This window comes from Tunturiibacter gelidiferens, assembly GCF_051013345.1.
Taxonomy (GTDB): Bacteria; Acidobacteriota; Terriglobia; order Terriglobales; family Acidobacteriaceae; genus Edaphobacter; species Edaphobacter gelidiferens_A.
Map to the genome: position 1 here is coordinate 5825458 of NZ_CP132939.1, position 20369 is coordinate 5845826.

The 20369-nt window shown below is 57.3% G+C and carries 19 protein-coding genes and 1 pseudogene; 11 read left to right on the forward strand and 9 right to left on the reverse strand.

The genetic code is table 11. The annotated features are described in order from the left end of the window. Positions 1-22 precede the first annotated feature (22 nt). Entirely contained in the window at positions 23-550 is a 528-nt protein-coding gene (locus tag RBB80_RS29460) for a GNAT family N-acetyltransferase (protein WP_433965715.1), read from the forward strand. A gap of 33 nt (positions 551-583) precedes the next feature. On the opposite strand, the gene RBB80_RS29465 is transcribed toward RBB80_RS29460, so the two are convergent. Beyond that, complete coding sequence (locus tag RBB80_RS29465) at positions 584-1024, reverse strand: response regulator (protein ID WP_433965716.1); 441 nt, start codon at positions 1022-1024, stop codon at positions 584-586. 242 nt (positions 1025-1266) lie between these two features. Between RBB80_RS29465 and lptF the strand changes: the two are divergent. Continuing rightward, positions 1267-3408 (forward strand): annotated as a pseudogene (lptF, locus tag RBB80_RS29470) (LPS export ABC transporter permease LptF); the annotation flags it as partial. 122 nt (positions 3409-3530) lie between these two features. After that, positions 3531-3653, forward strand: coding sequence for a hypothetical protein (locus tag RBB80_RS29475; RefSeq protein WP_433969949.1), 123 nt, complete (start codon positions 3531-3533; stop codon positions 3651-3653). A 104-nt stretch (positions 3654-3757) separates the two neighbouring features. On the opposite strand, the gene RBB80_RS29480 is transcribed toward RBB80_RS29475, so the two are convergent. Together RBB80_RS29480 and RBB80_RS29485 are read right to left on the reverse strand one after the other, a co-directional pair. Continuing rightward, on the reverse strand, positions 3758-4276 hold the full coding sequence (locus RBB80_RS29480) for an SRPBCC family protein (RefSeq protein WP_433965717.1): 519 nt from the start codon (positions 4274-4276) through the stop codon (positions 3758-3760). Continuing rightward, positions 4230-4592 carry an ArsR/SmtB family transcription factor gene (locus RBB80_RS29485; RefSeq protein ID WP_433965718.1) on the reverse strand — a complete coding sequence of 121 codons (363 nt, stop codon included), beginning with the start codon at positions 4590-4592 and terminating at the stop codon, positions 4230-4232. Before RBB80_RS29485 ends, RBB80_RS29480 begins: the two co-directional genes overlap by 47 nt. Positions 4593-4745: 153 nt before the next feature. Here RBB80_RS29485 and RBB80_RS29490 point away from each other — a divergent pair, with 153 nt between their 5' ends. Continuing rightward, positions 4746-5447 carry an FKBP-type peptidyl-prolyl cis-trans isomerase gene (locus RBB80_RS29490; RefSeq protein WP_433965719.1) on the forward strand — a complete coding sequence of 234 codons (702 nt, stop codon included), beginning with the start codon at positions 4746-4748 and terminating at the stop codon, positions 5445-5447. Positions 5448-5479: 32 nt separating this feature from the next. Continuing rightward, positions 5480-7246: an ABC transporter ATP-binding protein gene (locus RBB80_RS29495; protein WP_433965720.1), complete on the forward strand. Its 1767-nt coding sequence runs from the start codon at positions 5480-5482 to the stop codon at positions 7244-7246. A 543-nt stretch (positions 7247-7789) separates the two neighbouring features. Here the strand turns inward: RBB80_RS29495 and RBB80_RS29500 are convergent. Continuing rightward, positions 7790-8569, reverse strand: a complete 780-nt coding sequence (locus RBB80_RS29500; protein WP_433965721.1) for a VOC family protein — start codon at positions 8567-8569, stop codon at positions 7790-7792. A 120-nt stretch (positions 8570-8689) separates the two neighbouring features. On the opposite strand from RBB80_RS29500, the gene RBB80_RS29505 reads away from it, so the two are divergent. Further along, entirely contained in the window at positions 8690-9331 is a 642-nt protein-coding gene (locus RBB80_RS29505; RefSeq protein WP_433965722.1) for a TetR/AcrR family transcriptional regulator, read from the forward strand. A gap of 260 nt (positions 9332-9591) precedes the next feature. Here RBB80_RS29505 and RBB80_RS29510 read toward each other — a convergent pair whose 3' ends face one another. The 5 genes from RBB80_RS29510 to RBB80_RS29530 form a co-directional block, all read right to left on the reverse strand. Then, positions 9592-10710 carry a hypothetical protein gene (locus RBB80_RS29510; protein WP_433965723.1) on the reverse strand — a complete coding sequence of 373 codons (1119 nt, stop codon included), beginning with the start codon at positions 10708-10710 and terminating at the stop codon, positions 9592-9594. Between the two features lie 135 nt (positions 10711-10845). After that, entirely contained in the window at positions 10846-11205 is a 360-nt protein-coding gene (locus tag RBB80_RS29515; protein ID WP_433969951.1) for a tetratricopeptide repeat protein, read from the reverse strand. After that, complete coding sequence (locus RBB80_RS29520) at positions 11088-11651, reverse strand: tetratricopeptide repeat protein (RefSeq protein ID WP_433965724.1); 564 nt, start codon at positions 11649-11651, stop codon at positions 11088-11090. Before RBB80_RS29520 ends, RBB80_RS29515 begins: the two co-directional genes overlap by 118 nt. Beyond that, complete coding sequence (locus RBB80_RS29525) at positions 11641-12423, reverse strand: hypothetical protein (protein WP_433965725.1); 783 nt, start codon at positions 12421-12423, stop codon at positions 11641-11643. Before RBB80_RS29525 ends, RBB80_RS29520 begins: the two co-directional genes overlap by 11 nt. A gap of 167 nt (positions 12424-12590) precedes the next feature. Next, positions 12591-12983, reverse strand: coding sequence for a hypothetical protein (locus RBB80_RS29530; protein ID WP_433965726.1), 393 nt, complete (start codon positions 12981-12983; stop codon positions 12591-12593). 276 nt (positions 12984-13259) lie between these two features. Here RBB80_RS29530 and RBB80_RS29535 point away from each other — a divergent pair, with 276 nt between their 5' ends. From RBB80_RS29535 to ligD, 5 genes are all read left to right on the forward strand, one after another. After that, the gene (locus RBB80_RS29535) at positions 13260-14915 is read left to right on the forward strand and encodes a hypothetical protein (RefSeq protein WP_433965727.1); all 1656 of its coding nucleotides are present in this window, start codon (positions 13260-13262) and stop codon (positions 14913-14915) included. Between the two features lie 219 nt (positions 14916-15134). Continuing rightward, positions 15135-16289 carry an HlyD family secretion protein gene (locus RBB80_RS29540; protein ID WP_433965728.1) on the forward strand — a complete coding sequence of 385 codons (1155 nt, stop codon included), beginning with the start codon at positions 15135-15137 and terminating at the stop codon, positions 16287-16289. An 8-nt stretch (positions 16290-16297) separates the two neighbouring features. Then, positions 16298-16807, forward strand: coding sequence for a hypothetical protein (locus RBB80_RS29545; protein ID WP_433965729.1), 510 nt, complete (start codon positions 16298-16300; stop codon positions 16805-16807). 135 nt (positions 16808-16942) lie between these two features. Then, a complete protein-coding gene (locus RBB80_RS29550) occupies positions 16943-18310 on the forward strand; it encodes a TolC family protein (protein ID WP_433965730.1) in 1368 nt (455 codons plus the stop codon). Positions 18311-19179: 869 nt separating this feature from the next. Further along, positions 19180-20301, forward strand: coding sequence for a non-homologous end-joining DNA ligase (gene ligD, locus RBB80_RS29555; protein ID WP_433965731.1), 1122 nt, complete (start codon positions 19180-19182; stop codon positions 20299-20301). The last annotated feature ends 68 nt before the right edge of the window (positions 20302-20369 follow it).

The following is a 20369-nucleotide window of genomic DNA, read 5'->3' on the forward strand; positions in this document are numbered from 1 at the left end:
GATCGAAGGAAAACACATAGCCTTGTCCCATACATCCACGCCGGCACTCGGGTCAGACTTCGCCCCTCAGCTTAGGACGGCGACGCCGGAAGACGCCGCTCGCCTTGTGCCCTTCATCAATCGCGCCTTCGCCCGCGACAATTATTTCAAGCGCACCGAACGGACCAACGCCGAACAGATCGCGGAGTATCTTCTGAAAGGCACCTTTCTCCTCAAGGAAGATGCAGATGGATTGCTCGGTTTGATATACATCGAGCTGCGCGATAACGGCCACGGCTACATTGGCATGGTTGCCGTCGATCCCGACCGGCAAACCAGAGGAGTTGGTAGAGAGTTGATGGAGGCAGGCGAGCAACTCTGTCGCGACCACGACTGCCGCCTCATCGAGATCTCTGTTATCGATCGCAGGCCAGAACTCATCGCGTGGTATCAGAGACAAGGTTACAAAATCGTTGGCGAAGCCCCCTACATACGCCCTGAAGTTCTCATACTGCCATGCCACTTCATCTTGATGGAAAAAGAACTCCGACCCAACGACCGAGAACGCTGAGACTCGTCGCGAAAGCCTAGCAGGAAGCGATGCTTATCGCGCCTCTCTCCACCTTCGCGCCTCCATCGGCGCAAGAATCCGATGCACTCTGCTCAACAGCTCCGGTAACCGGAACGGCTTCGCCAGGAAACTCCAACCCTCCTGCTCCAACCGCAACTTCTGCGCACTATCTACCATCCCTCCCGATATCATCAGGACCGGCAACCCACTACGAATCACCTTCAGCTCTCGCGCCAGGTCCATGCCCGATCTCCCCGGCATGTACAGATCCGTCACCAACAGATCGATCTCCGGCACGCTGCGAAAGATCTGCGCTGCCCTTTCCGCGTTCCCCGAACTAAAAACCCCATAACCTTCATGTTCCAGAAACGTCCGCGTCAAAGCGCGCATATCCGGATCGTCATCCACCAGCAAAATCCTGCTCGGCGAAAGCTCAGCGCCACGATGCTCAGAGGCAAAAATATCTAGCGACATCGGAGAATCATCATAGCTCTGAATCTCGGTTCTGACTTCAATCCCGTCTCAACTCTCGGCTCACATTCGGCATAAACTGACACGCTAAGTCCCCGCATCCAACATGTTGCTCTCTGAAGATGGAGTGCACAACCTCTCTTCGAGTTGCCTGGGTCCAAACTCGAAACCTAACTCCTTCGCTCTCAACAGCGATTCGCCCCGAGCGCGATACACTTGAATCAGCCACCTCAAGCAGCAAACAAATGCGCATCATCACCCGCTACATTCTCCGCGAAGTCACCTCACACGCTCTCCTCGGCGGAGCCCTCTTTACCTTCATCATCTTCATGCGCGACCTCGGGCGCATCCTTGACTTCGTCGTACGCGACTCCGCCACGATGGGCGACGTCGCCCGCATCATCGCCTTCACCCTTCCACCCGCTCTCACCGTCACCATCCCGATGGCCGTTCTGGTCGGCATCCTTCTGGGTTTGTCCCGGCTCGCTGCCGACAGCGAAATCACCGCGATGCGCGCCAGCGGCATGGGAGCCATCGACTTCGTCCGCATCGTCTCCATCGTCTCCGCCGTCGCCCTCGCGCTGGGCCTCTTCAACTCGCTCTATCTCGCCCCGCGCGCCGCATCCGGCCTAATCGCCCTCGGAGAGTCTTTGAAGTCCTCACAGGCCTCCTTCGAGGTTCAGCCCCGCGTCTTCTACGAAGAGTTCAAGGACCGCGTCCTCTACGTTCAAGACGTCAGCCCCGCAGCCGGAGCCGCTCTCTGGCATCACGTCTTCCTCGCCGACCTCACCGAACCAGCCGATCCCCACATCACCACCGCCGACCAGGCCGTCGTCGTCAACGGCGCGCCCAACACGCAGGACGCCCAAATTATCCGCCTCCATCTGCTCAATGGCGGCCAGCACGACACCTCCTCCAGCGATCCCAACCAATACAACATCTCCACCTTCACCAGCACCGACGTCCCCATCGAGACCGAAGCTCCCGAAGAGGCTCATCTCGGCCGCGTCAACACGCCCATACAGGCGCTCTCGCTACCCGAACTCTGGCGCCGCGCCAACGCCATCAAGGCCTCCAGCGGCCGCGAATCCTCCGTCTACCGCATCGAGTTCAACAAGCGCTTCTCCTACCCCTTCGCCTGTCTGGTCCTCATGCTTGTCGGCGTTCCGCTAGGAATCTCCTCCAAACGCGGGGGCAAGTCCACCGGCTTCGTCCTCACAATCCTGCTCGTCTTCATCTATTACTTCCTCTCTTCGGTCGGAGTCGCCTTCGCGCAATCAGGCAGGCTTTCGCCATTCCTCGGCGTCTGGGGCGCCAACCTTCTCTTCGCCGCCGCCGGAGCCACCCTCCTCTATCAAATGTCCCGCGGAGGCATCGCGCTCAGCCTCGTCTCCACCATCGGCGTCTGGCTCAGCAAGCTCATCACCCGCCTCACCAGCAACGGCCACGAAAACGCCAACATCCGCTCCAACCACGACGTCGCCACGCTGCTCCGCCGCTTCCGCAGCATCATCCGCATTCAGTTCCCTCTCCTGCTCGACGACTACGTCATGCGCGAGTACGCCACCAACTTCGCCATCGTACTCAGCTCCTTCTCCACCCTCTTCCTCATCTTCACCTTCTTCGAGCTCATCGGCCCCATCTTCAAAAACCGTACGCCCCTCATCACAGTAGGCGAATATCTCGTCACCCTCATCCCCTACATCCTTTACAACATCACGCCCCTCTGCGCTCTCGTCGCGGTTCTCGTCACCTTCGGCTCGCTCAGCCGCACCTCAGAGCTCACCGCGATGAAGTCCAGCGGCATCAGCCTCTACCGCATCATCACGCCGGTCCTGGTCGTCACCATATTCATCTCCGCTGGCCTCTTCTTCTTCGACGAGCTCTACCTCCCCGCCGCCAACCGCCGCCAGGAGGCTCTCCTCTCCATCATCAAAGACAAGCCCACCCAGACCTTCTCGCGCCCCGACCGCCAGTGGATCTCCGGCCAGACCAACAACGCCGGCGAACCCTCCCGCATCTTCTACTACCAGTACTTCAACGCGGAAAAAGACACCTTCGCCAACCTCACCGTCTTCGAGTTCGACCCCGCTTCCTTCACCCTGCAACGCCGCATCTTCGCCGCCACCGCCCAATGGGACCCCAAAGTCAACAACTGGGTCTTCGACAACGGCTGGCAGCGCACCTTCTCCGGCGAAACCATCGCCAGCTACCAACCCTTCACCGTAGCCACCTTCCCCGAGATCCGCGAACAGCCCGTCTACTTCAAGAAGGAGTACATCCCCTCGCAGGAGATGAGCTACACCGAACTCTCCCACTACATTACCGACCTCAAGCAGTCCGGCTTCGACACCAAGCGACTCAGCGTCCAGCTCAACAAAAAGATCGCATACCCCCTCATCACTCTGGTTATGGCCATCCTCGCCATCCCCTTCGCTTTGTCCATGGGAAAAAAGGATCCCTCACCGGCATCGCCACGGCCATCGGCCTCGCCATCACCTACTGGGTCATCGCCCTCATCTTCGAATCCCTCGGCAACGTCAACACCCTCCCCGCGGTCCTCGCCGCCTGGACGCCCGATCTCCTCTTCGGCATCACCGGCGCCTATCTTCTCCTCCGCACACCGACCTAGCCGTCGTTCGAACAAAATTCGCCTCCAGCTCCGCGCCGTCAGCAATCCTTCGCAAGCAGCCGGCGGCAGCGGACCCACCCCGTCCGCCACGCGCCGTTCTCCCATCAGCCCTCCAGCGCCGTGGCCAGCTTCCCAAACAAGCTATCCCATCCCAGCACATGGCCATCCCGCGAGCTCTCCGTCGCGAACTGTTCATGCCGCAGCGTAATCTCGGTCCCGCCCTCGATATCTCTCAGCGACACCGTTACCATCGAAATCTCCATCGGAGCCCAGCTACCGGACCACGTGAACTGCAGCAGTTCATTCGGAATCACTCTCCGATACTCTCCGCGTACAGTAACCTGTCGATTTCTGTCCTCCTCACTCATCCCTTCCGAGTTGCACATCATGCCCCGCGACCGAACCTCATAGGTGCCACCCTCGCGCACATCCAGCACGGCACTCACAAAATTCATATCTCCGGGCGCATGCCAATGCTTCAGCATCTCCGGCCGCGTCCACGCCTCATAAACCCGTGCCCGGCTCGCCCGAATTACTCGCGTAAGCTCCAGCATCGGAGTGCCCAACTCACTCACATCAACCTTCTTCCGATCTATCTCCAGAGTCGCCATTCCAGTTGCCATTCCGCACATCCTCTCCCGGCGTCTCCGCCGTCTCCAGGTAATTCTGAAGGGCATCCAACTGGCCCGTCCAGAAGGTCTCGTAGTAGGCAAGCCACTCCTGTGCCGCCCGCAAAGTGTCCGCGTTCAACCGCACTATCCGGTAGTTGCCCTTCTTCTCCCGCCTAACCAGCTCCGCCCGTTCCAGCACCTGCAGATGCTTCGAAACGGCCGCCAGGGACATGCTGTATGGCCCCGCAATCTCCCCTACTGTCTTGGCCTCCCGGCTAACGTCCCGCAGAATGGCGCGACGCGTAGCGTCCGACAGAGCATGAAACACGGAATCCAAAGATGCAACTGCAAATTCAACCATATGGTTGAATATATCCGAACACAAAAACTATTCAACTAAATAATTAAATAGGTTGAGCGACAGCACTAAAATCCCTCAGTTCACCTCCGACACGTCCAAACGTCCTAAACTGGAACCACAATGATTGCAAAGCTCCCCTCGATCGCTCTCCTGGCCGCACTAACTACCGCCGCCACCGCCCAAACCACTCCTAAGGCAACAACCACCACTCCGCACCACGCCACCACCGCCGCAAAGACCGCAACCACGCCCCCGAACATCCCCAAAGTGGTCGGCCTCCCCAGGCCTCTCTACACGCTCAGGTATATCGACACCAAAATCGGCACCGGCGGACCCGCTGAAGAGCGCAAGTACTACACCGTCCACTACACCGGATGGCTCACCAACGGCACCAAGTTCGACTCCTCCTTCGATCACCCAGGAGGCGAGCCGATAACCTTCCCTTACGGCGCGCACCGCGTCATCATGGGCTGGGACACAGGTTTTCAGGGCATGCACGTCGGTGGGAAGCGCCGTCTCTTCGTCCCCTACCAACTGGCCTACGGCGAATCCGGCCGCCCTCCCGTCATCCCCGCTAAAGCGGACCTCATCTTTGACGTCGAACTGGTCTCGATGTCCGACACTCCACCGCAGCCAAAGCAGGCTCCCGTTCCCCCGAACGCAACGCCAAAGCCATCTGAGACACCCACACAGCCATCCGCCACTCCGCCTGCAGAAGCCCCAGCCACTCCTCCAACGAAGCCGGCAACCGATACGCCACCCGCAAACTCCACGACACCAACCACTCCACCCAATACTCCGCCGCATCCGGAAACCCTCTAGTCTCATCTCATCCAGAGGACACCCAAATCAATATGTTGGAACGACTTAAACCGCTAGCACCCTACCTCCGGCGATACTGGAAGAATCTTGCCTGGGGTGGGGTCGCAGTCATCCTCTATAACACCATCAAGGTGCTCATCCCCATCGTCATTGGCCACGCCATCGACGATATGCAGCACGGCATCACCGAAGCCAAGGTCATCCATCACACCCTTCGCCTTCTTCTCATCGCAATCCTGTCCGCAATCTTCCTATACATCACCCGCCAGGTCATCATCGGAGCCTCGCGCGAGATCGAGTTCGACCTGCGCAACGATCTCTTCAGCAACCTCGAGCGCCAGGCCCCCAGCTTTTACCACACCACCCGCACCGGCGACATCATGGCGCGCACCACCAACGACCTCAACGCCGTCCGCCAACTCCTCGGTCCGGCAATCATGTACAGCGCCAACACCATCGTCTTCACCGCAGCCGCGCTGCCCTTCATGTACCGCATCAGCCCCCGGCTGACCTTCTTCGCCTTCGTCCCCCTCCCCATGGCCTCGGTGCTGGTCCAATACTTCGGCAACCGCATTCACCGCCGCTTCGAGCGCATCCAGGCCATGTTCTCCGACATCTCCGCCAAAGCCCAGGAGAACTTCTCCGGTGCCCGTCTCATCCGAGCCTTTGCCCAAGAAGATGCCGAGATCGACTCTTTCGAGACGGCCAACCTTGAGTACATCAAGCGCAGCCTGCATCTCGTCCGCCTCATGGCCATGCTCTGGCCCACCCTCGAGTTCGTCCTCGGCCTCTCGCTGATGATCACGTTGCTGGTAGGCGGCCACGAGGTCGTCTCGCATCACATCTCCGTCGGCCAGTTCACCTCCTTCAACGTGTACATGGTGCAGCTTACCTGGCCCATGATCGCAGTAGGCTGGGTCGTCAATCTCTTCCAGCGCGGCACTGCCTCGGTGGTCCGCATCGACGAGCTCCTCAAGCAGAAACCCGCCATCACCGATCAAGACGTCACCCCACAGCAAGTACATCGCTTCGAAAGCGCCGAAGAGATCGCCGGCGAAATCGAGTTCCGCGATCTCACCTTCGCCTATCCGAACGCCCCAGCGGTCCTGAAGAACATCAACCTCCGCATCCCGGCCGGCTCCTCGCTAGCCATCGTCGGTCCCACCGGCTCCGGAAAATCAACCCTCGTCGGCCTTATCCCACGCCTGCATGACGCAGCTCCCGGCATGGTCCTCGTAGACGGCGAACCCATCCGCTCGTACCCACTCGCCGACATCCGCCGCCAAATCGGCTTCGTCCCGCAAGAAACCTTCCTCTTCTCCGACACCATCCGTCAGAACATCGCCTTCGGCAAACCCGACGCCTCCGAGGAGCAGGTCCAGGACGCCGCCAGCATCGCCCACATCGGCAACGAAATTCTCGAGTTCCCCAAAGGCTTCGAGACCATGGTAGGAGAGCGCGGAATCACCCTCTCCGGCGGTCAGAAGCAACGCACCGCTATCGCTCGCGCTGTCATCCGCGAACCCCGCATTCTCATCCTCGACGACGCTTTGGCCAGCGTCGACACCTACACCGAAGAGCGCATTCTCAACGGCCTGCGTCAAGGCATGGGCAACCGCACCACCGTCTTCATCTCCCATCGAATCTCGACAGCCCGCAACGCCGACCAAATCGCCGTTCTCGTAGCCGGCCGCATCGCGGAGCTAGGAACCCACGAAGAACTCATCGCGCGCAACGGTTACTACACCAGCCTCTTCGAAAAGCAGCGTCTCGAAGAAGAACTCGCCGTAGCCACCTAGCCGAGTACCGCGACCCAATTATGGTGGTTCATATTGCCAGCGCTATAGGGTGCTGGCACTTCAACCCAATTGTCATCTCCTTTCTCGAGGCTCTGGTGAGCATAGTTATCGGAAGCATCTATATCAGACTTCATCCCACTGCTACGCAATATATTTGTCCCTGATCGCGCCTGGGTTAGTTACTGGCGCCGTAGCAGAACTTCTGTCCGACGCGCATCAGCCGTGTAATGCGCTTTCGAGGATCCGTTCAATCGCCAATTCAGTCATCGGTGTACACAAGCCGTCGTCGCATTACCAACCCGGTATGCTGTGGCTAACAATCGCTTCATCAGGGATAGACTCCCCGATGTTTGTTTGCAGACGGTGAGCCGTAGGGTCGGATTGAGCAGCGATGTAATCGTCTACGGGTTTGATTTCGGTCGTGGCCATGGTTAGCACTCAATGCCTATGCGGTTACCGGCCGTCGAAACTTCGATACAAAGTTTCAACGGCCAACCTCCTGCAAACGATTACCAGATTTACCGAGCATGAAGTCAACCGCTGTTACGATTTTGGTCCCTGCATCAAAGCAAAGTGGCCGCCCTGGTCGTCAGTGGCCTGCAGGATGCGTGAGCCTCCGGGTACGTCCATGGGAGGCAGAAGTACTTTACCGCCGGCGTCGATCACACGTTTTTGCGCGGCCTCGATGTCACCAACGGTGAAGTAAAACTTCCAGTGCGGCGGAATACCTTCAGGAATGCCGGGGCCTTTGCGATTCATTATTCCGCCGGTGTAGATGGGCTTGTCGGTGCGGAAGGTCTGGTAGGTGCCCATGGCTCCCATGTCGTGCGCGTAGTCCTTCTGCCAGCCGTAATGACCGGAGTAGTAATCGAAGGCTTTTGCTGGGTCGTCGGTGAGCAGTTCGTGCCAGCCCACGTTGGCCACCGCCATTTGATCCAGACGTGGCTGAGCATCTTTCTTGCCAGGTTCGAAGAGCAGGTATTTTACCTTTTGCGGGTCCAGCACGATGGAGAAACGGCCGACGCCAGGGATGTCCTGAGCGGGCTTCACAATGGTTCCGCCATCGGCTGTCAAAGCCTTTAGCTCTTCATCAAGCTTTGCGGTGTGGATGTGGCCCAACCACTCAGGAGAGAGCTCTGGCGCGCCTGCGCCAGCCCAGGTCATCATGCCGCCGACGTCTTTGCTGTCTTTGCCGAAGAGCATGTAGGTAAAACCGGGCATGCCGGCGTCCCTGACGTCCCACCCGACTACCTTCTTATAGAAGTTGACTGCCTTGTCAATGTCGTTGGTTACAAGTTCGTACCAGATGAATCCGTCTGCCATTTTGTACCTTCCATTTCGCGACGTATCGCTACAAAGTAAACACTGTCCACATACACTATCACCGAAATGTGGATGCTGTCCACAATCAACTTTTCCGCGTTACACTCTCTTGAAGAGACAATGAAAAAGAACGTCCCCATTGAGAAACGTAAAACCTTTCGGCATGGCGATCTGCGCAACGCGCTCGTAACGGCTGGGCTAGAAATGGCGCGAGCTGGAGGGCCCGATGCAGTCATCCTGCGTGTAGCCACACGACGGGCAGGCGTTTCTCCAAATGCGGCATACAGGCACTTTGCCAGCCAGGCTGAACTGCTGGATGCGGTACGGTCAGCATGTCTGTCGCGGCTAGCCGCTGCGATCGAATATGAGATGAAAAAGCCTCGTCCAGGACGCGATCCGCAAGCGTTTGCACGAGAGAGTCTGCGTGCGGTGGGCATGGGGTATTTGGGATTTGCACTCAGCGAGCCAGGCATGTTTCGCACGGCCTTCTCGGTTCCACCAGCGGTTAATTCCCCGAACCCGGCGAATATGGCGTCCCTGGGGCTGAATCCGTTTCAACTGCTTTCGCTAGCTCTGGATCGCATGCAGGAGAGTGGTTTGGTCAGCAAGAAAGATCGCAAAGATGCGGAGTATCTTGCGTGGTCGACAGTTCACGGGTTGGCACTTCTGGCGCTGGAAGGACCGCTGCACAAGATGCCACAGAAGATGGTGCGGGCGCTGGGCGAGCGGCTGGTGGTTATGGTGGAACGAGGTCTCAGCTAGACGTTTTCACAAAGCTAATGCGGCGATCACCCGGCCGGAGCGCACCGGCACGGGAATGGCGGCACTATCGATGATGCTCGAGCGGGCTTCGCTGAAAAAAGGGTGAAGAACTACACGTTCGGCGACTGCATCCCCAACGGCTGGCGTGTAGGGCGTCTTGGATTTCGAGTCGAACTACGATGGAACTTCAGCCAAGCAGAATGGACACCCTACAGTGGAGAAAGCAACGCATTATTGTCTCGAGTGAAAGAACCAGGGGACTAGAAGCTAATCTTCAAAATCCGGCCGTTGTTGCCGACGAACCACCCGGATTCTGGGTTCGCAAAAGCGACCGCCCAATAACCGCTCACTTTTGGCAGTTCGAACCAGGTTTGTCCTTCATCCGGACTCCAGGCGGCTGCGCCTGAAGTAAAGTGCGGCTCAGTCTCAGTTGTGATCACCACACTCCGGTCGTGTTCATGACTAAAGTCGTCGCGATGGCGCCAATCATCGCGGTGTTCAACGCCACGCACATAGGCGAGACAGAAGATCGATCCTGCAATCGGGGGCTTGGTGGTAAGCGTCCATCGTTGGCCACCATTATCCGAAGTTGCAGCCTGGGCAGAGCTATTCGAGGTCAAGTCGCCGCCCCCAACAATGCCATGCCAGGGATCGCGGAACGCCACCGAGAAACCGCCCGCACTGGCGTTGCTCACCAGCGGAGTGTCATACGCATTCCAGGTGTAGCCGCCATCCCGAGTCGCCAGGATCCGAGCTATGCTTGAGCCGCCTGTAGCAATCCAGGCGTTTTGCCATCCTTCCGTAGTGATGCAGGTCCCGCTGGAAGAGAACGACGCTTCGCCGGGCAAGGCAGGTGGCATACTGCGGGCGATCGAGTGCCAGGTCGTGCCATCGTTGGTGCGAATGTCGGGAAATACGCCGTTGACTGAATCGCTGTGCGCGATGCCGCGATCCGGCCCCCAGAACGCAAAGCAGTCATAGAAAGCATTTGCCGTCTTATTCGTAAACTGAACAGTCCAGTGGGCGCCAGCGTCTTCCGTCTTGTAGATGCGAAAATCGCCGGTGTTGTTCCCGATCGACATGAGATAAGCGACCCGATCGCTTACGCCTTGCACATCACGGAATTGCAGACTCTCGGCTCCCGGCACGACTCCTGATCTCCAGGTTGAACCACCATCGGTCGTAACCACATACGTACCTCCGGCTCCAGCCGCCCAGACAACGCGGGAGTTCACCGGACTCACGGCAATCAGGAGCTGCGTCGTGCCGCTCTGCTGCGGAACGAGAGTGGGTGGATGATGACCTTTCCCTGTGTCTTGTGCAGAGCCGCCAGTAGCGGCGGCAATCAAGAGAACGAACAACAGCAAACGCTTTGACATTGGGCTTCCTCCTTGAACCGCCATTTCGAGCGTGATGAAGTATAGGAACGCCATAGAAGCCGCGTCAAATCAGGTACGCCTGAGTCCTGCGGGTGGGCGGGCGGCGGTGAATATCGTCGAGTGTTGAGGCGTGAGTTATGGGTCGCGGTATTCGCGGCGCTTGAGTTCGCGTAGCGCCTGTTCGTGGCCTTGAAGAGCGGCCTGACGAATCAGGTGGCGGGACTGAGTGTAGTCGTGCTCTACGCCCTGGCCGACGGCGTACAGGTGGCCAAGCTGAAACTGGGCTTCTGCGTTCCCATGATCGGCGGCCTTGCGATACCACGCGGCGGCCTGCGTGTAGCTAGTTGGGACGCCCCGGCCGGTGTAATAGAGGTCGGCTAGCTTCTGCTGGGCTTCGGGAAAGTCCTGGGTGGCGGCCAGGCGATACCAATGGAAAGCTTCGATGTCGCTTTGCGGTACCCCTTCCCCTTGCGATACATAAGGCCGAGATTGTATTGGGCCCAGGCGAGGTTACTGTGGGCCGCGCGCTCGCACCATGCGAAAGCTTCAGGGAACTTCTCGGCCGCATAGAAGCGGAAGCTGAGGTTGGCCTGCGCGTAAGCGTGGCCCTGCTCGGCTGCCTTGCGCTCCCAGTAGGCGGCCTGCGCGTCGTCCTGGGGCAGCCCCTCACCCGCGTCGTACATCGTGCTGAGGAGGTACTGCGAGTCGGCATGGGCTTGCTCGGCGGCGAGGCGAAAACCGGCAGCCGCTTCGGTAAAGTTGTGGGCATTGTAGTCGGCGACAGCCTGCCGGTAGTGCGGGTTGGAGGCTGCATTGGCGGCGTCGCGCCGGCCGCGGGCGATGATGCCGGAGCGTGTGGAATGGAGCGACAACGCGGCCCCGGAGGGGATGTGCTGCAGGGCGGCCTTGGGTTTATCGTCCATCGCCGCTTTACCTTCCATGAGCGCTGATCTGGCGGTCGATAAGCTCGAAGCGGCGCCGAGCATCGGCGATCTGCTCGCGGAGGCTGGTAGCCAGTTCAGTGAGGAGGTCGCGGTGTTCCCGGGCAGATGTATCAGCCTCGAGATACAGTTGGGCGAGTTCACCGGCGAGCAGCGTGTGCCGCTCGGCATCGAGCGTGGCAATATCGCGCTCAGCGTGCTGGATCTGGCGCGTGATGCGGAGAAGCTCGGCAGCAGCGCCTTCGCCCGCGATGGAGGCGTTGATTTCGCGGTGATCGTCAAGCAAGCGCTGCAGGGTTTCGGCGTCGCCCCGGCTGTACGCCTGATTGGCGCGAGCCATCAACAGGGTGAAGTGCTTCTGCTCGGCGCCGTCGCGCGCGAAGTCGGGGTGTATGCGCTTGGCAATGTCGCGGAAGAGTGTCTTAAGGCTCGGCGGTGGGTCGAACTCTTCGGCTTCGCGGGCATCGCCAAATGCGGCATCATAGGTGTCCTGCGCGCGCTGGCGGGTTTCCTCGGCTCGGCGCCTGGCGGAGTCGGAATTGTAGAGATCGACTTCGCGCTCGGCGATGCGCGCTTCAAGGTCGTCGAGTTCGGCGTACAGAATGCCGACCTGGCGGAGGTATCGACCTTCGAAGGTCTTCAGCTGGGCTCGTAGTTGGGCAAGCTCGGATTCACGTTCGGCGAGCGTCGTCCGGACAGTGGCAAGTTGCTCGCGCTTGCCGAGAAGGGCGGCGGCGTCCGGGGTTTGCTGGAGAATGATTTCGGCTGGCATACGGCTTCCCGTGAGGAGAAGTTCTAGTTTAGCTGAGCGAGTTCTTTCCTCAGCAATAACTTTGACGGTTCTCGACGAGATCATTGGTGTATCGTCTCCAGATTCCGCATCTAACGAGAGCGCTGCAACGATAGCTAACGACCACATTTACATCGGATGACGCAAAATTAGTGCGTTAGCCGTTGATAGAAATAATTCGTGGCCGACTCGACTGCTCTTTGTAAATTCGCTTCTGTGAATGGCGCGACAAGCACGTCGAATCCTCCTGCCTCAAGCACACCCGACCACATAGGAAAGTCGCTGCTCAGCGTGTATACGAGAATCGACGGCTGCGGCTCCATAGTAGAGAGCAATCCCCACAAGGTCCACCACTCGTGAGTCGGTAAGCTAGCCGGTATGAGCGCAACAGCATAAATCTTTTGTCGTGAGTGTTGCGCGAAGTCATCGACATTGCTGCAAATTGTCAGGACGCCAACAACGGCGTTCACCAGATGCCGCATATTCCGTTGCATATCGAAAGGTATGAGTGCCAGAACATCTCCAATGGAGTTCTCGGTCATCGGCGCACCTCCGCTGGGATCAAAAACAAACAATATTCTCTTAGAGTTTCCGACGGGAGTGAGCTAACCGTGAGCGCGAGGGGCAAATCAAGGTCAGGTTCATCTCTGTCTTAGAATGGGATTAGACAGCGGACACGTTTTGCTATGACAAATACCCCGGCCCATCGACGACCCGATACAGTTCCCACAGATGCCGCGAGGAACGCATTATCACTAGTTCTCGCCAGTGAGATCTTTGCGCGTTCCAATCGCCTGTCCCAGTTCCTCAGATTTGTGGTGGAACAGACGCTGCACGGTCACGAAGGCAATCTTAAGGAATACACCATTGGAACCGAGGCCTACGGGCGAAAGGCGGACTTCGATCCGGGCCAGGACACCATCGTAAGAACGGAGGCGCGGCGACTCAGAAGCAAACTGAAGGAGTATTACGAGACTGAGGGCAAATCCGACGATATTGTGATTTTTTTGCGATCGGGAAGCTATGTTCCCGCCATCCGGTGGAGGGCGAGCCTGGATGGCGGGCCTCAAGTATCAACACGAACAGCGGATGAGCTCTGGGTAGAGGGCGATGGAGTGCGGGTCGCTCTGACCGCCTTCAAGGCGCATGCTAACGATCCCCTCGCCTCTGCATGTGCGTTTGGAATTACCGATGATTTGCTGCACAGATTAGTTCAGGTTCCAGGTATTCGAGTTGTTTCTGAGACGGCGACCCGGTCGCACCCGCAGGATTCTGATTCTCACCAGGGCAACGGAGAACTGCAGGCGCAGATTGTCCTCAATGGAACTGTTCGCAGCGAATCCAATCGCCTGCGTGTTTCTGCGCGTGTTGCAACCACCCAGGGTTTATTGCTTTGGTCGCAACGGTTTGATGCGGCAACGGATGAAGACTCTGTGTTGAAGCTGAACGATGCAGTCTCCGCAGCCCTGCTAAGCCGCATCGCTCCCAGAGCCTCTATCGTCCGTCGTTATCTTGGAACTCCAACGCAAACGCTCTATCAGTTCTATTCGAAGGCTCTTGCGGCGGAGTCCCTTCTCGAAGAGGGTACCGTTGTCACGATTTCAGATTCTCTTAAAAAGTTTGAGGAACTGGTCTTGGAAGCCCCGGAATATGGGCGGCTGCATTGTGGTGTTGCTCAGTGTTATATGGCTTTAGCGCAGAGAGGTGCATCCGCTTCAAAAGAATTTGTCTTACGAGCAGGTGAGGCTTGCAAGCGTGCCATTGCAATCGATCCTGACGCTATTGACGCGCATTCAACGCAGGGGTGCATTCTCGCTCAGGAATGGAAGTGGAAGACCGCGGAAGAGAGTTTTCGCAAAGCTCTATGGCTCGGAGACCAGCACGCAGCGCATCGGCAGTTCGCACAATTCTTACTGATTCATTCGCGCTTCGATGAATCCTGGAAGCACTTTCAGATCGCGGAGGGGATGGACCCCTTCTCTGCGCGGCAGAAGTCGTCCATAGCTCGCTTCTTTTATTACAGCCGTTGGCATGGAGAAGCGAAGGAATACTATGCCAAAGTGTTGCAGTATGGTCCGTTACCGATCGAAGCCACACTGATTCGCGCGTTCACTGACATACAGATGGGTGAGCCGAAGAATGCAGTGGCCCTGGCACAGGGAGTTCGCCGCAAAGTAGGAACCGTGCAGCTCTATCTAGCCACAATCGCGGAGATCTTTGCGCTTTCGAATGAGGTGGATCAAGCGCGGTCACTTACCGCCAGCGCGGGGTTGCTGACAGAACAGGCGCCTCTGAGCTCTTTCCGTAAAGCTTGCCTTGCTTTAGCGCTGAACGAACCTGCAAAGTCGTTAGAGTTTCTAAGCGAATCGTTCAAGCGAAGAGAGGCAGAACTGCCCTGGATCGCTGCAGATCCACGCTTCGATAAAATCCGCGAAGATGCTACTTATCGGTCTATCGTCCGCGCAGTTCTCTAGGGACTTACCCCTCTATTTTGGCTTCCCTGAAGGTTCGATGCATGGTAAAGTCATGGCCTTGCTCACGGTGATCTCACCTCCCGCTCACTTTCGAAGGATTGTATCGCCTGCTTCAATCGAAATGGGTCTTCTCGAACAAAAGTCAGATCTGACGGTTCCTGGCTTGGAAGCTGTTCATTCGAGTGGCCTGCTTTGGAGATTCCCTGATGAGGTCCGGCTGTGACGAAGTGGTCTATTGCGATTCCGATATCGGTGCTGGCCCTAGCCATCTTTCTCATCTTCGCCATTCGAGGTCATTGGGACTCGTGGAAGAGTAATGCAGTCCTTCAAAAGACAAACGACGCCTATGTGACAGGTGATCAGATTCCTCTAAGCACTCGCATCAGCGGTACTGTGCAGCGAGTGGGCGTGCAGGATTATCAGACGGTCAGAGCTGGGCAGTCAATCGTTGAATTGGACCACTCGGATTATCAGGCAAGCGTCGATGAGGCGCGAGCCGCTATTAGCGCCGCACATGCTGAACTCAGCGCAAACCAGGATGCAAAGCGGGCCGCTGACGCGAGCGTAGATGCCGCAAAGGCGTCCGTTGAGCAGGCAGAGGCTGCCGCCGATGCCGCACAAGCTGGGATCGATGCAGCACAAGCTCAGCTTACACAGTCCGTCAGCGAATATAAGCGGCAGGAGACGTTGCTGGCGAGCCGGGCTGCGACTCAACAGCAGTTCGAGCAGGTTCAGGAGGCCCGGGACGGTGCTCACGCTGCCTTGCAAAGCCACCGCGCCGATCTTATGCGCGCTAAGGCCGCAGTAGCGAGCAGTCGAGCGTCGGTCGCTGGGGCCCTCCAACAGAGAGCTGCTCTCAACGCAAAAGATGCAGCCCTGCAGGCACAGATAGCAGCCAAGACCGCAGGCTTAACGATTGCGCAAGTTAGTCTTGCTTACACAAAGATCGCTGCGCCCGCTGACGGTCGAGTTGGTCGACTACGGGTTCATCCGGGGCAGCTCGTGGGAGCGGGCGTTCAGGTCGTTGATTTTGTTCAGGACGGCGCATGGGTCCAGGCCAACTTTCTCGAGACGCAGCTTGCTCATGTTCGTGTTGGTGATACCGCGGACATCAAGATAGACGCCTATCCTTCCCAGATCCTTCACGGCCATGTAAGCGAGATAGCACCCGCGAGCGGGTCGGCAACAGCACTCTTGCCACCCGATAACGCTACCGGCAATTTCACCAAGGTCGTTCAGCGGATCCCGGTGAAGATCCTTTTCGACGGCAACCCCTCAGGTGACATCCTCCGTCCAGGACTGTCGGCCGAGGTCACGGTTCATACTGATCGGCAGGAAACAACAGAAGCAACTCGTCCAGCACCAACCCGCTGATGGAAGACATGACGACAGGTCCACAAACCGAATCTGTCCAACGCATCCGACCTATTCTTGGGATACTGGGCGTGCTGTTGGGTGCCTCGCTGGCTACCTTTTTCGGAAGGCTTCTAAGCGTCGGCGCGCCCGATCAGCGCGGAGCGCTGATCGGCACCACTTACAACATGGGCTTGATGTTCATCGGTCCCTTCTCTGTCTACCTCCTTAGTGTCTTTGGCATTCCACCACAGCCGATGCCGAAGCCTAAACCGGGACAGACTTCGCGAAGCTGGCGTGGCTTCCTCTACTTCAGTCTCGGGGCAGCCTCACTTTACGGAGCGATCGACCAAGGACAGCGACTCGACTGGTGGCGTTCCGGCACCTTTGTCGCCCTTATCGTTTCTGGTTCATTCCTTATTTTGGCAACGTCTGTCCGGCACTTCAGCAAGCCAACTATCGATCATGGACGCCTTCACCCTCATTGCCTACGTCGCAACAGTCTGCCTCTTGATCGTCGCATGTCTGCAAGGTCCTAAGATTGGCTTCCGCCAAATTATCGCCTCTTCGGCCAAATCTGCTTCATAGAAAGTCTGCTTCAGAGGAACAGTTGAATGGCAAGAGAAAATACATCTTTGCGAAGAGCAGCATACCGTATTTGCAAGAGACTACTGGTGGCGGCCTCCGTCGGGCCGGTCGTGCTCGTCTCGCCGCTACTGCTCTTCGCTCAGCAGTCTAACGCTCGTTCTTTTAAGGAGTCGCCTAGTGCGGCCAGTGTGCACCTTACGCTCCCTAAAGCCGTCGAGATGGCGCTCGCGCACAACCGCCACATTGAGCTGGCCCATCTGGCGGTGACGGATAGCGAAGCGCAGAAGAGACTGGCCGAGTCGCACTTATATCCGACCATCAGGAACCAGTCGGCGGTCCTGCACATTACGCAACTTGAGGGAGTAAAAATTCCTGCCGGCGTCCTTGGGGAAACCTCTTCGGGCTTCCTGCCAGCAGAGACACTCAATATCGGTCAGGGTGCCCTAACCAGCTATACCAGTGGGACCGAACTGGCCCAACCCATCACGCAAATCTTTAAGATCCGGGCGGGCGTGAAGGCTGCCGATGCCGATCTGAGCTCGGCGCACATTCAATCTGATGACGCGGAACACGGCGTCGCCCTCCTTGTCCACAAACTCTATTACGGCATTCTTGTCGAGCAGTTACGCGGCACGGCCGCAAAGGACGCCGTCGACGCCGCAACAGTGGTTGAGCAAGAAACAAAGCGGGGTGTTGATGAAGGGAAGCTCCTGGCCGAAGCTGAACTCATGAGTCGCACAGATTTGCTCGATAAGCAGCAAGCTGCCTTGGTCTCGCACCTCAACCTTGACGACCTTACGTTGCAACTCGACGACGCACTCGGCCTGCCGCTTGGCACTCCGCTTTTCGTGGACCCGGACTCACTGGGCGACGCCTCAGTTCTTCCCACGCGTGCCGAGGCAATTGCACTTCTGCTCAACAAGAGCCCTGCGATATTGTCGGCGAGGCAGACGGTAGACAAAGCGAATGCTGGTGTCGCCGCGGCACGGGACGAATACATCCCCGAACTAACTGGAGTAGCGCGCTACAGCTATCAAAGTGGCCTGCCTTTTCTGGCTCATAACTTCGGAACCTTTGGAGCGATCTTCACTTACAATCTGTTCGATGGCGGTGAACGCGAAGCCAAGCTCCAAGACGCACGCATCAAGCTCACGATGGCGCAGACGCAATTGAAGCAGGTAGAGGCAGACGTGAGCATTGAATTGTCGTCTGCCTATGACAAAGCAGAACAGCTTGAACAACTAGTTGGCGTGGCAACTCAATCTCTCGAGGCTCGCGAGGAAAGTTTTCGCATTCAAAGTGAGCGAGCAAAAGTTAACGCTGAACTCGCCTCTGGAGTGGCAGCAGCTCACGCAGCGCTGACCTCCGCGCATATGAACGTACTGAACTCTCAATTGAACCTGTCTCTCGCCCGAAACAGCATTCGGCGGCTCCTGGGAGCGCGACCGGAATGACAGATACCTCGATCACGAGTCATCAAGAACGGCGCGGCAGAGCGGAAGATATTCAAGACTCCGTGCGTCTCACGCGTTTCCATTCGAAATGAATCAAGAAAGTGCCCGTCTTTGTGGGTAAATTTTTCGAGCACTGCTGGTTGGATCGTTCCGGTCATGTGACGTGACCTTTACCCAAGCGCAAAACGTAGCCTCCGCAGGCCCTCGTCCTATCGAACGCCCACGCAATAATCTAATGCGAGACCGCAAGCCAGTTGCAATCCCAGCTAATCGTCCCTTGATAGGCCTCCCTCTCGGAATTCGCATGTCCTCCGACGGGTCAATCCAGGATATTGCGCAGAAAGCAGGAATTTCTGTCGCCGCGGCAAAATCGCGCCTAATTCGCGGGAGAGACAAGCGCTTGGAAGATATATCAACGAACCAGATTCTAAGCGAATGTTTTGACTTGGTTCGTCACAAAATCACCCTTTTCTTCGTTTAAAGGACTGTGATTTGTTGAATTTGCAAGCTAGGTCCTCTGGCTATTGGTCAACGAGAACACGAAAGCACTAATCTGGAGTTCACTAAGGAGCGCATGAGCACTCGAAGAAGGCCCACGAGTGGTCCACTGACGCTCACGGAAAATCAACCGACGCTCAAGATAAATCAGCTGCGGCCAGCAAGAAATTATCTGCGCATGAATTCTGCGCGCCGACTCTGCATCCAACTCTAAGTTGTATGAAATCGACGTCAAGAACTGCATCTCTTCGGTCTCGCCCTACGACTGCCACTACCGGTAAGATTGATGGAGAAGAAGATCTTAACGATTTATCTCGCTTGCTTCTAGTGAGTGCAACTATAACTTGTCTTTTTAGAGGGTTTCCCGGTCCATGCCGAAGCCAGATGACGCCGAGATGTTGCTAATTGACGGACACGAAGTCCGTATATCCCATCCGAACAAGCTTTACTTTTCTCGCGATGTGCAGATTACAAAGTTGGACCTGATCCGTTACTTCATGGCAGTTGCACCCGGAGCGCTAGCGGGTATCAAGGATCGTCCCATCGTTCTTAAACGGTTCGTAAATGGAGCAGAGGCCGAACCCTTTTATCAAAAGCGCGCACCAGCCGGACTTCCTTCTTTTATTCGCACCGCGACCCTCTCGTTTCCTTCGGGGCGCACTGCTGAAGAGGTTGTCGTCGACTCAGAAAGTGGACTGATTTGGATCGTCAATCTTGGTTGCATCGAACTGCATCCTCATCCGATCCGCACCGCCGATCTCGATCATCCGGATCAATTGAGAGTTGATCTGGACCCAAACCCTGGTGTCGACTTCCCTACCGTCCGTCGTGTTGCGCTTGAAACCAAAGCCCTCCTGGACGAACATAATTTGACGTCATTTCCGAAGACCAGCGGGTCTCGCGGCATGCATATCACCGTTCCGATCGAACCCAGATGGAGCTTCACCGAGGTTCGCCGCGCGGCATTGGCTCTTGCCCGAGCGGTCGAGCGACGTATTCCCGCGTTAGCAAGCTCCAAATGGTGGAAGGAGGAACGACATGGCGTATTTCTTGACTACAATCAAAACGCCAAGGACCGCACCACCGCCGCTGCCTATTCGGTCCGGCCTTCACCGGACGCCCGTGTCTCAGCACCGTTGCATTGGCATGAAGTTCCAGCCTGTAATCCGGCCGACTTCACAGTATTCACGATGGCAATGCGCTTCGCGGATTTCGGAGACCCGTTTGTCGATTTAGGCGACAATGCTGGATCGCTGGAAAGTCTCCTTGGGTTGGCGGCCAAAGATGAGATGGAAGGGCTGGGGGACGCCCCATGGCCACCACACTTCCGCAAAGCAGAGGGGAAGCATCCCGTGTTGCTCCATCACGTGCGCGCAAGGCGGTGGCGAAATCTACACGTACAAAGATGCCGCTTATTACCGTGGCTAACTCTCCCGATAAGACTGCCGCTCTTGATGGGCTTGAGCGCTGGAAGGCGAAGTACCCGGAAGTAGCATTTTCCCTTGCGGAAGACGATGTGTTAGTTGACCGCATGCGCGGGCACTCTTCAATCTGGTATCGA

Bases quoted from the DNA above. Each gene is read 5' to 3' on its own strand.
- RBB80_RS29465 (WP_433965716.1), bottom strand. From the start codon at position 1,024: ATGTCGCTAGATATTTTTGCCTCTGAGCATCGTGGCGCTGAGCTTTCG.
- RBB80_RS29480 (WP_433965717.1), bottom strand. From the start codon at position 4,276: ATGGCAACTGGAATGGCGACTCTGGAGATAGATCGGAAGAAGGTTGAT.
- RBB80_RS29490 (WP_433965719.1), top strand. From the start codon at position 4,746: ATGATTGCAAAGCTCCCCTCGATCGCTCTCCTGGCCGCACTAACTACC.
- RBB80_RS29495 (WP_433965720.1), top strand. From the start codon at position 5,480: ATGTTGGAACGACTTAAACCGCTAGCACCCTACCTCCGGCGATACTGG.
- RBB80_RS29500 (WP_433965721.1), bottom strand. From the start codon at position 8,569: ATGGCAGACGGATTCATCTGGTACGAACTTGTAACCAACGACATTGAC.
- RBB80_RS29505 (WP_433965722.1), top strand. From the start codon at position 8,690: ATGAAAAAGAACGTCCCCATTGAGAAACGTAAAACCTTTCGGCATGGC.
- RBB80_RS29510 (WP_433965723.1), bottom strand. From the start codon at position 10,710: ATGTCAAAGCGTTTGCTGTTGTTCGTTCTCTTGATTGCCGCCGCTACT.
- RBB80_RS29520 (WP_433965724.1), bottom strand. From the start codon at position 11,651: ATGGAAGGTAAAGCGGCGATGGACGATAAACCCAAGGCCGCCCTGCAG.
- RBB80_RS29525 (WP_433965725.1), bottom strand. From the start codon at position 12,423: ATGCCAGCCGAAATCATTCTCCAGCAAACCCCGGACGCCGCCGCCCTT.
- RBB80_RS29530 (WP_433965726.1), bottom strand. From the start codon at position 12,983: ATGACCGAGAACTCCATTGGAGATGTTCTGGCACTCATACCTTTCGAT.
- RBB80_RS29545 (WP_433965729.1), top strand. From the start codon at position 16,298: ATGACGACAGGTCCACAAACCGAATCTGTCCAACGCATCCGACCTATT.
- ligD (WP_433965731.1), top strand. From the start codon at position 19,180: ATGCCGAAGCCAGATGACGCCGAGATGTTGCTAATTGACGGACACGAA.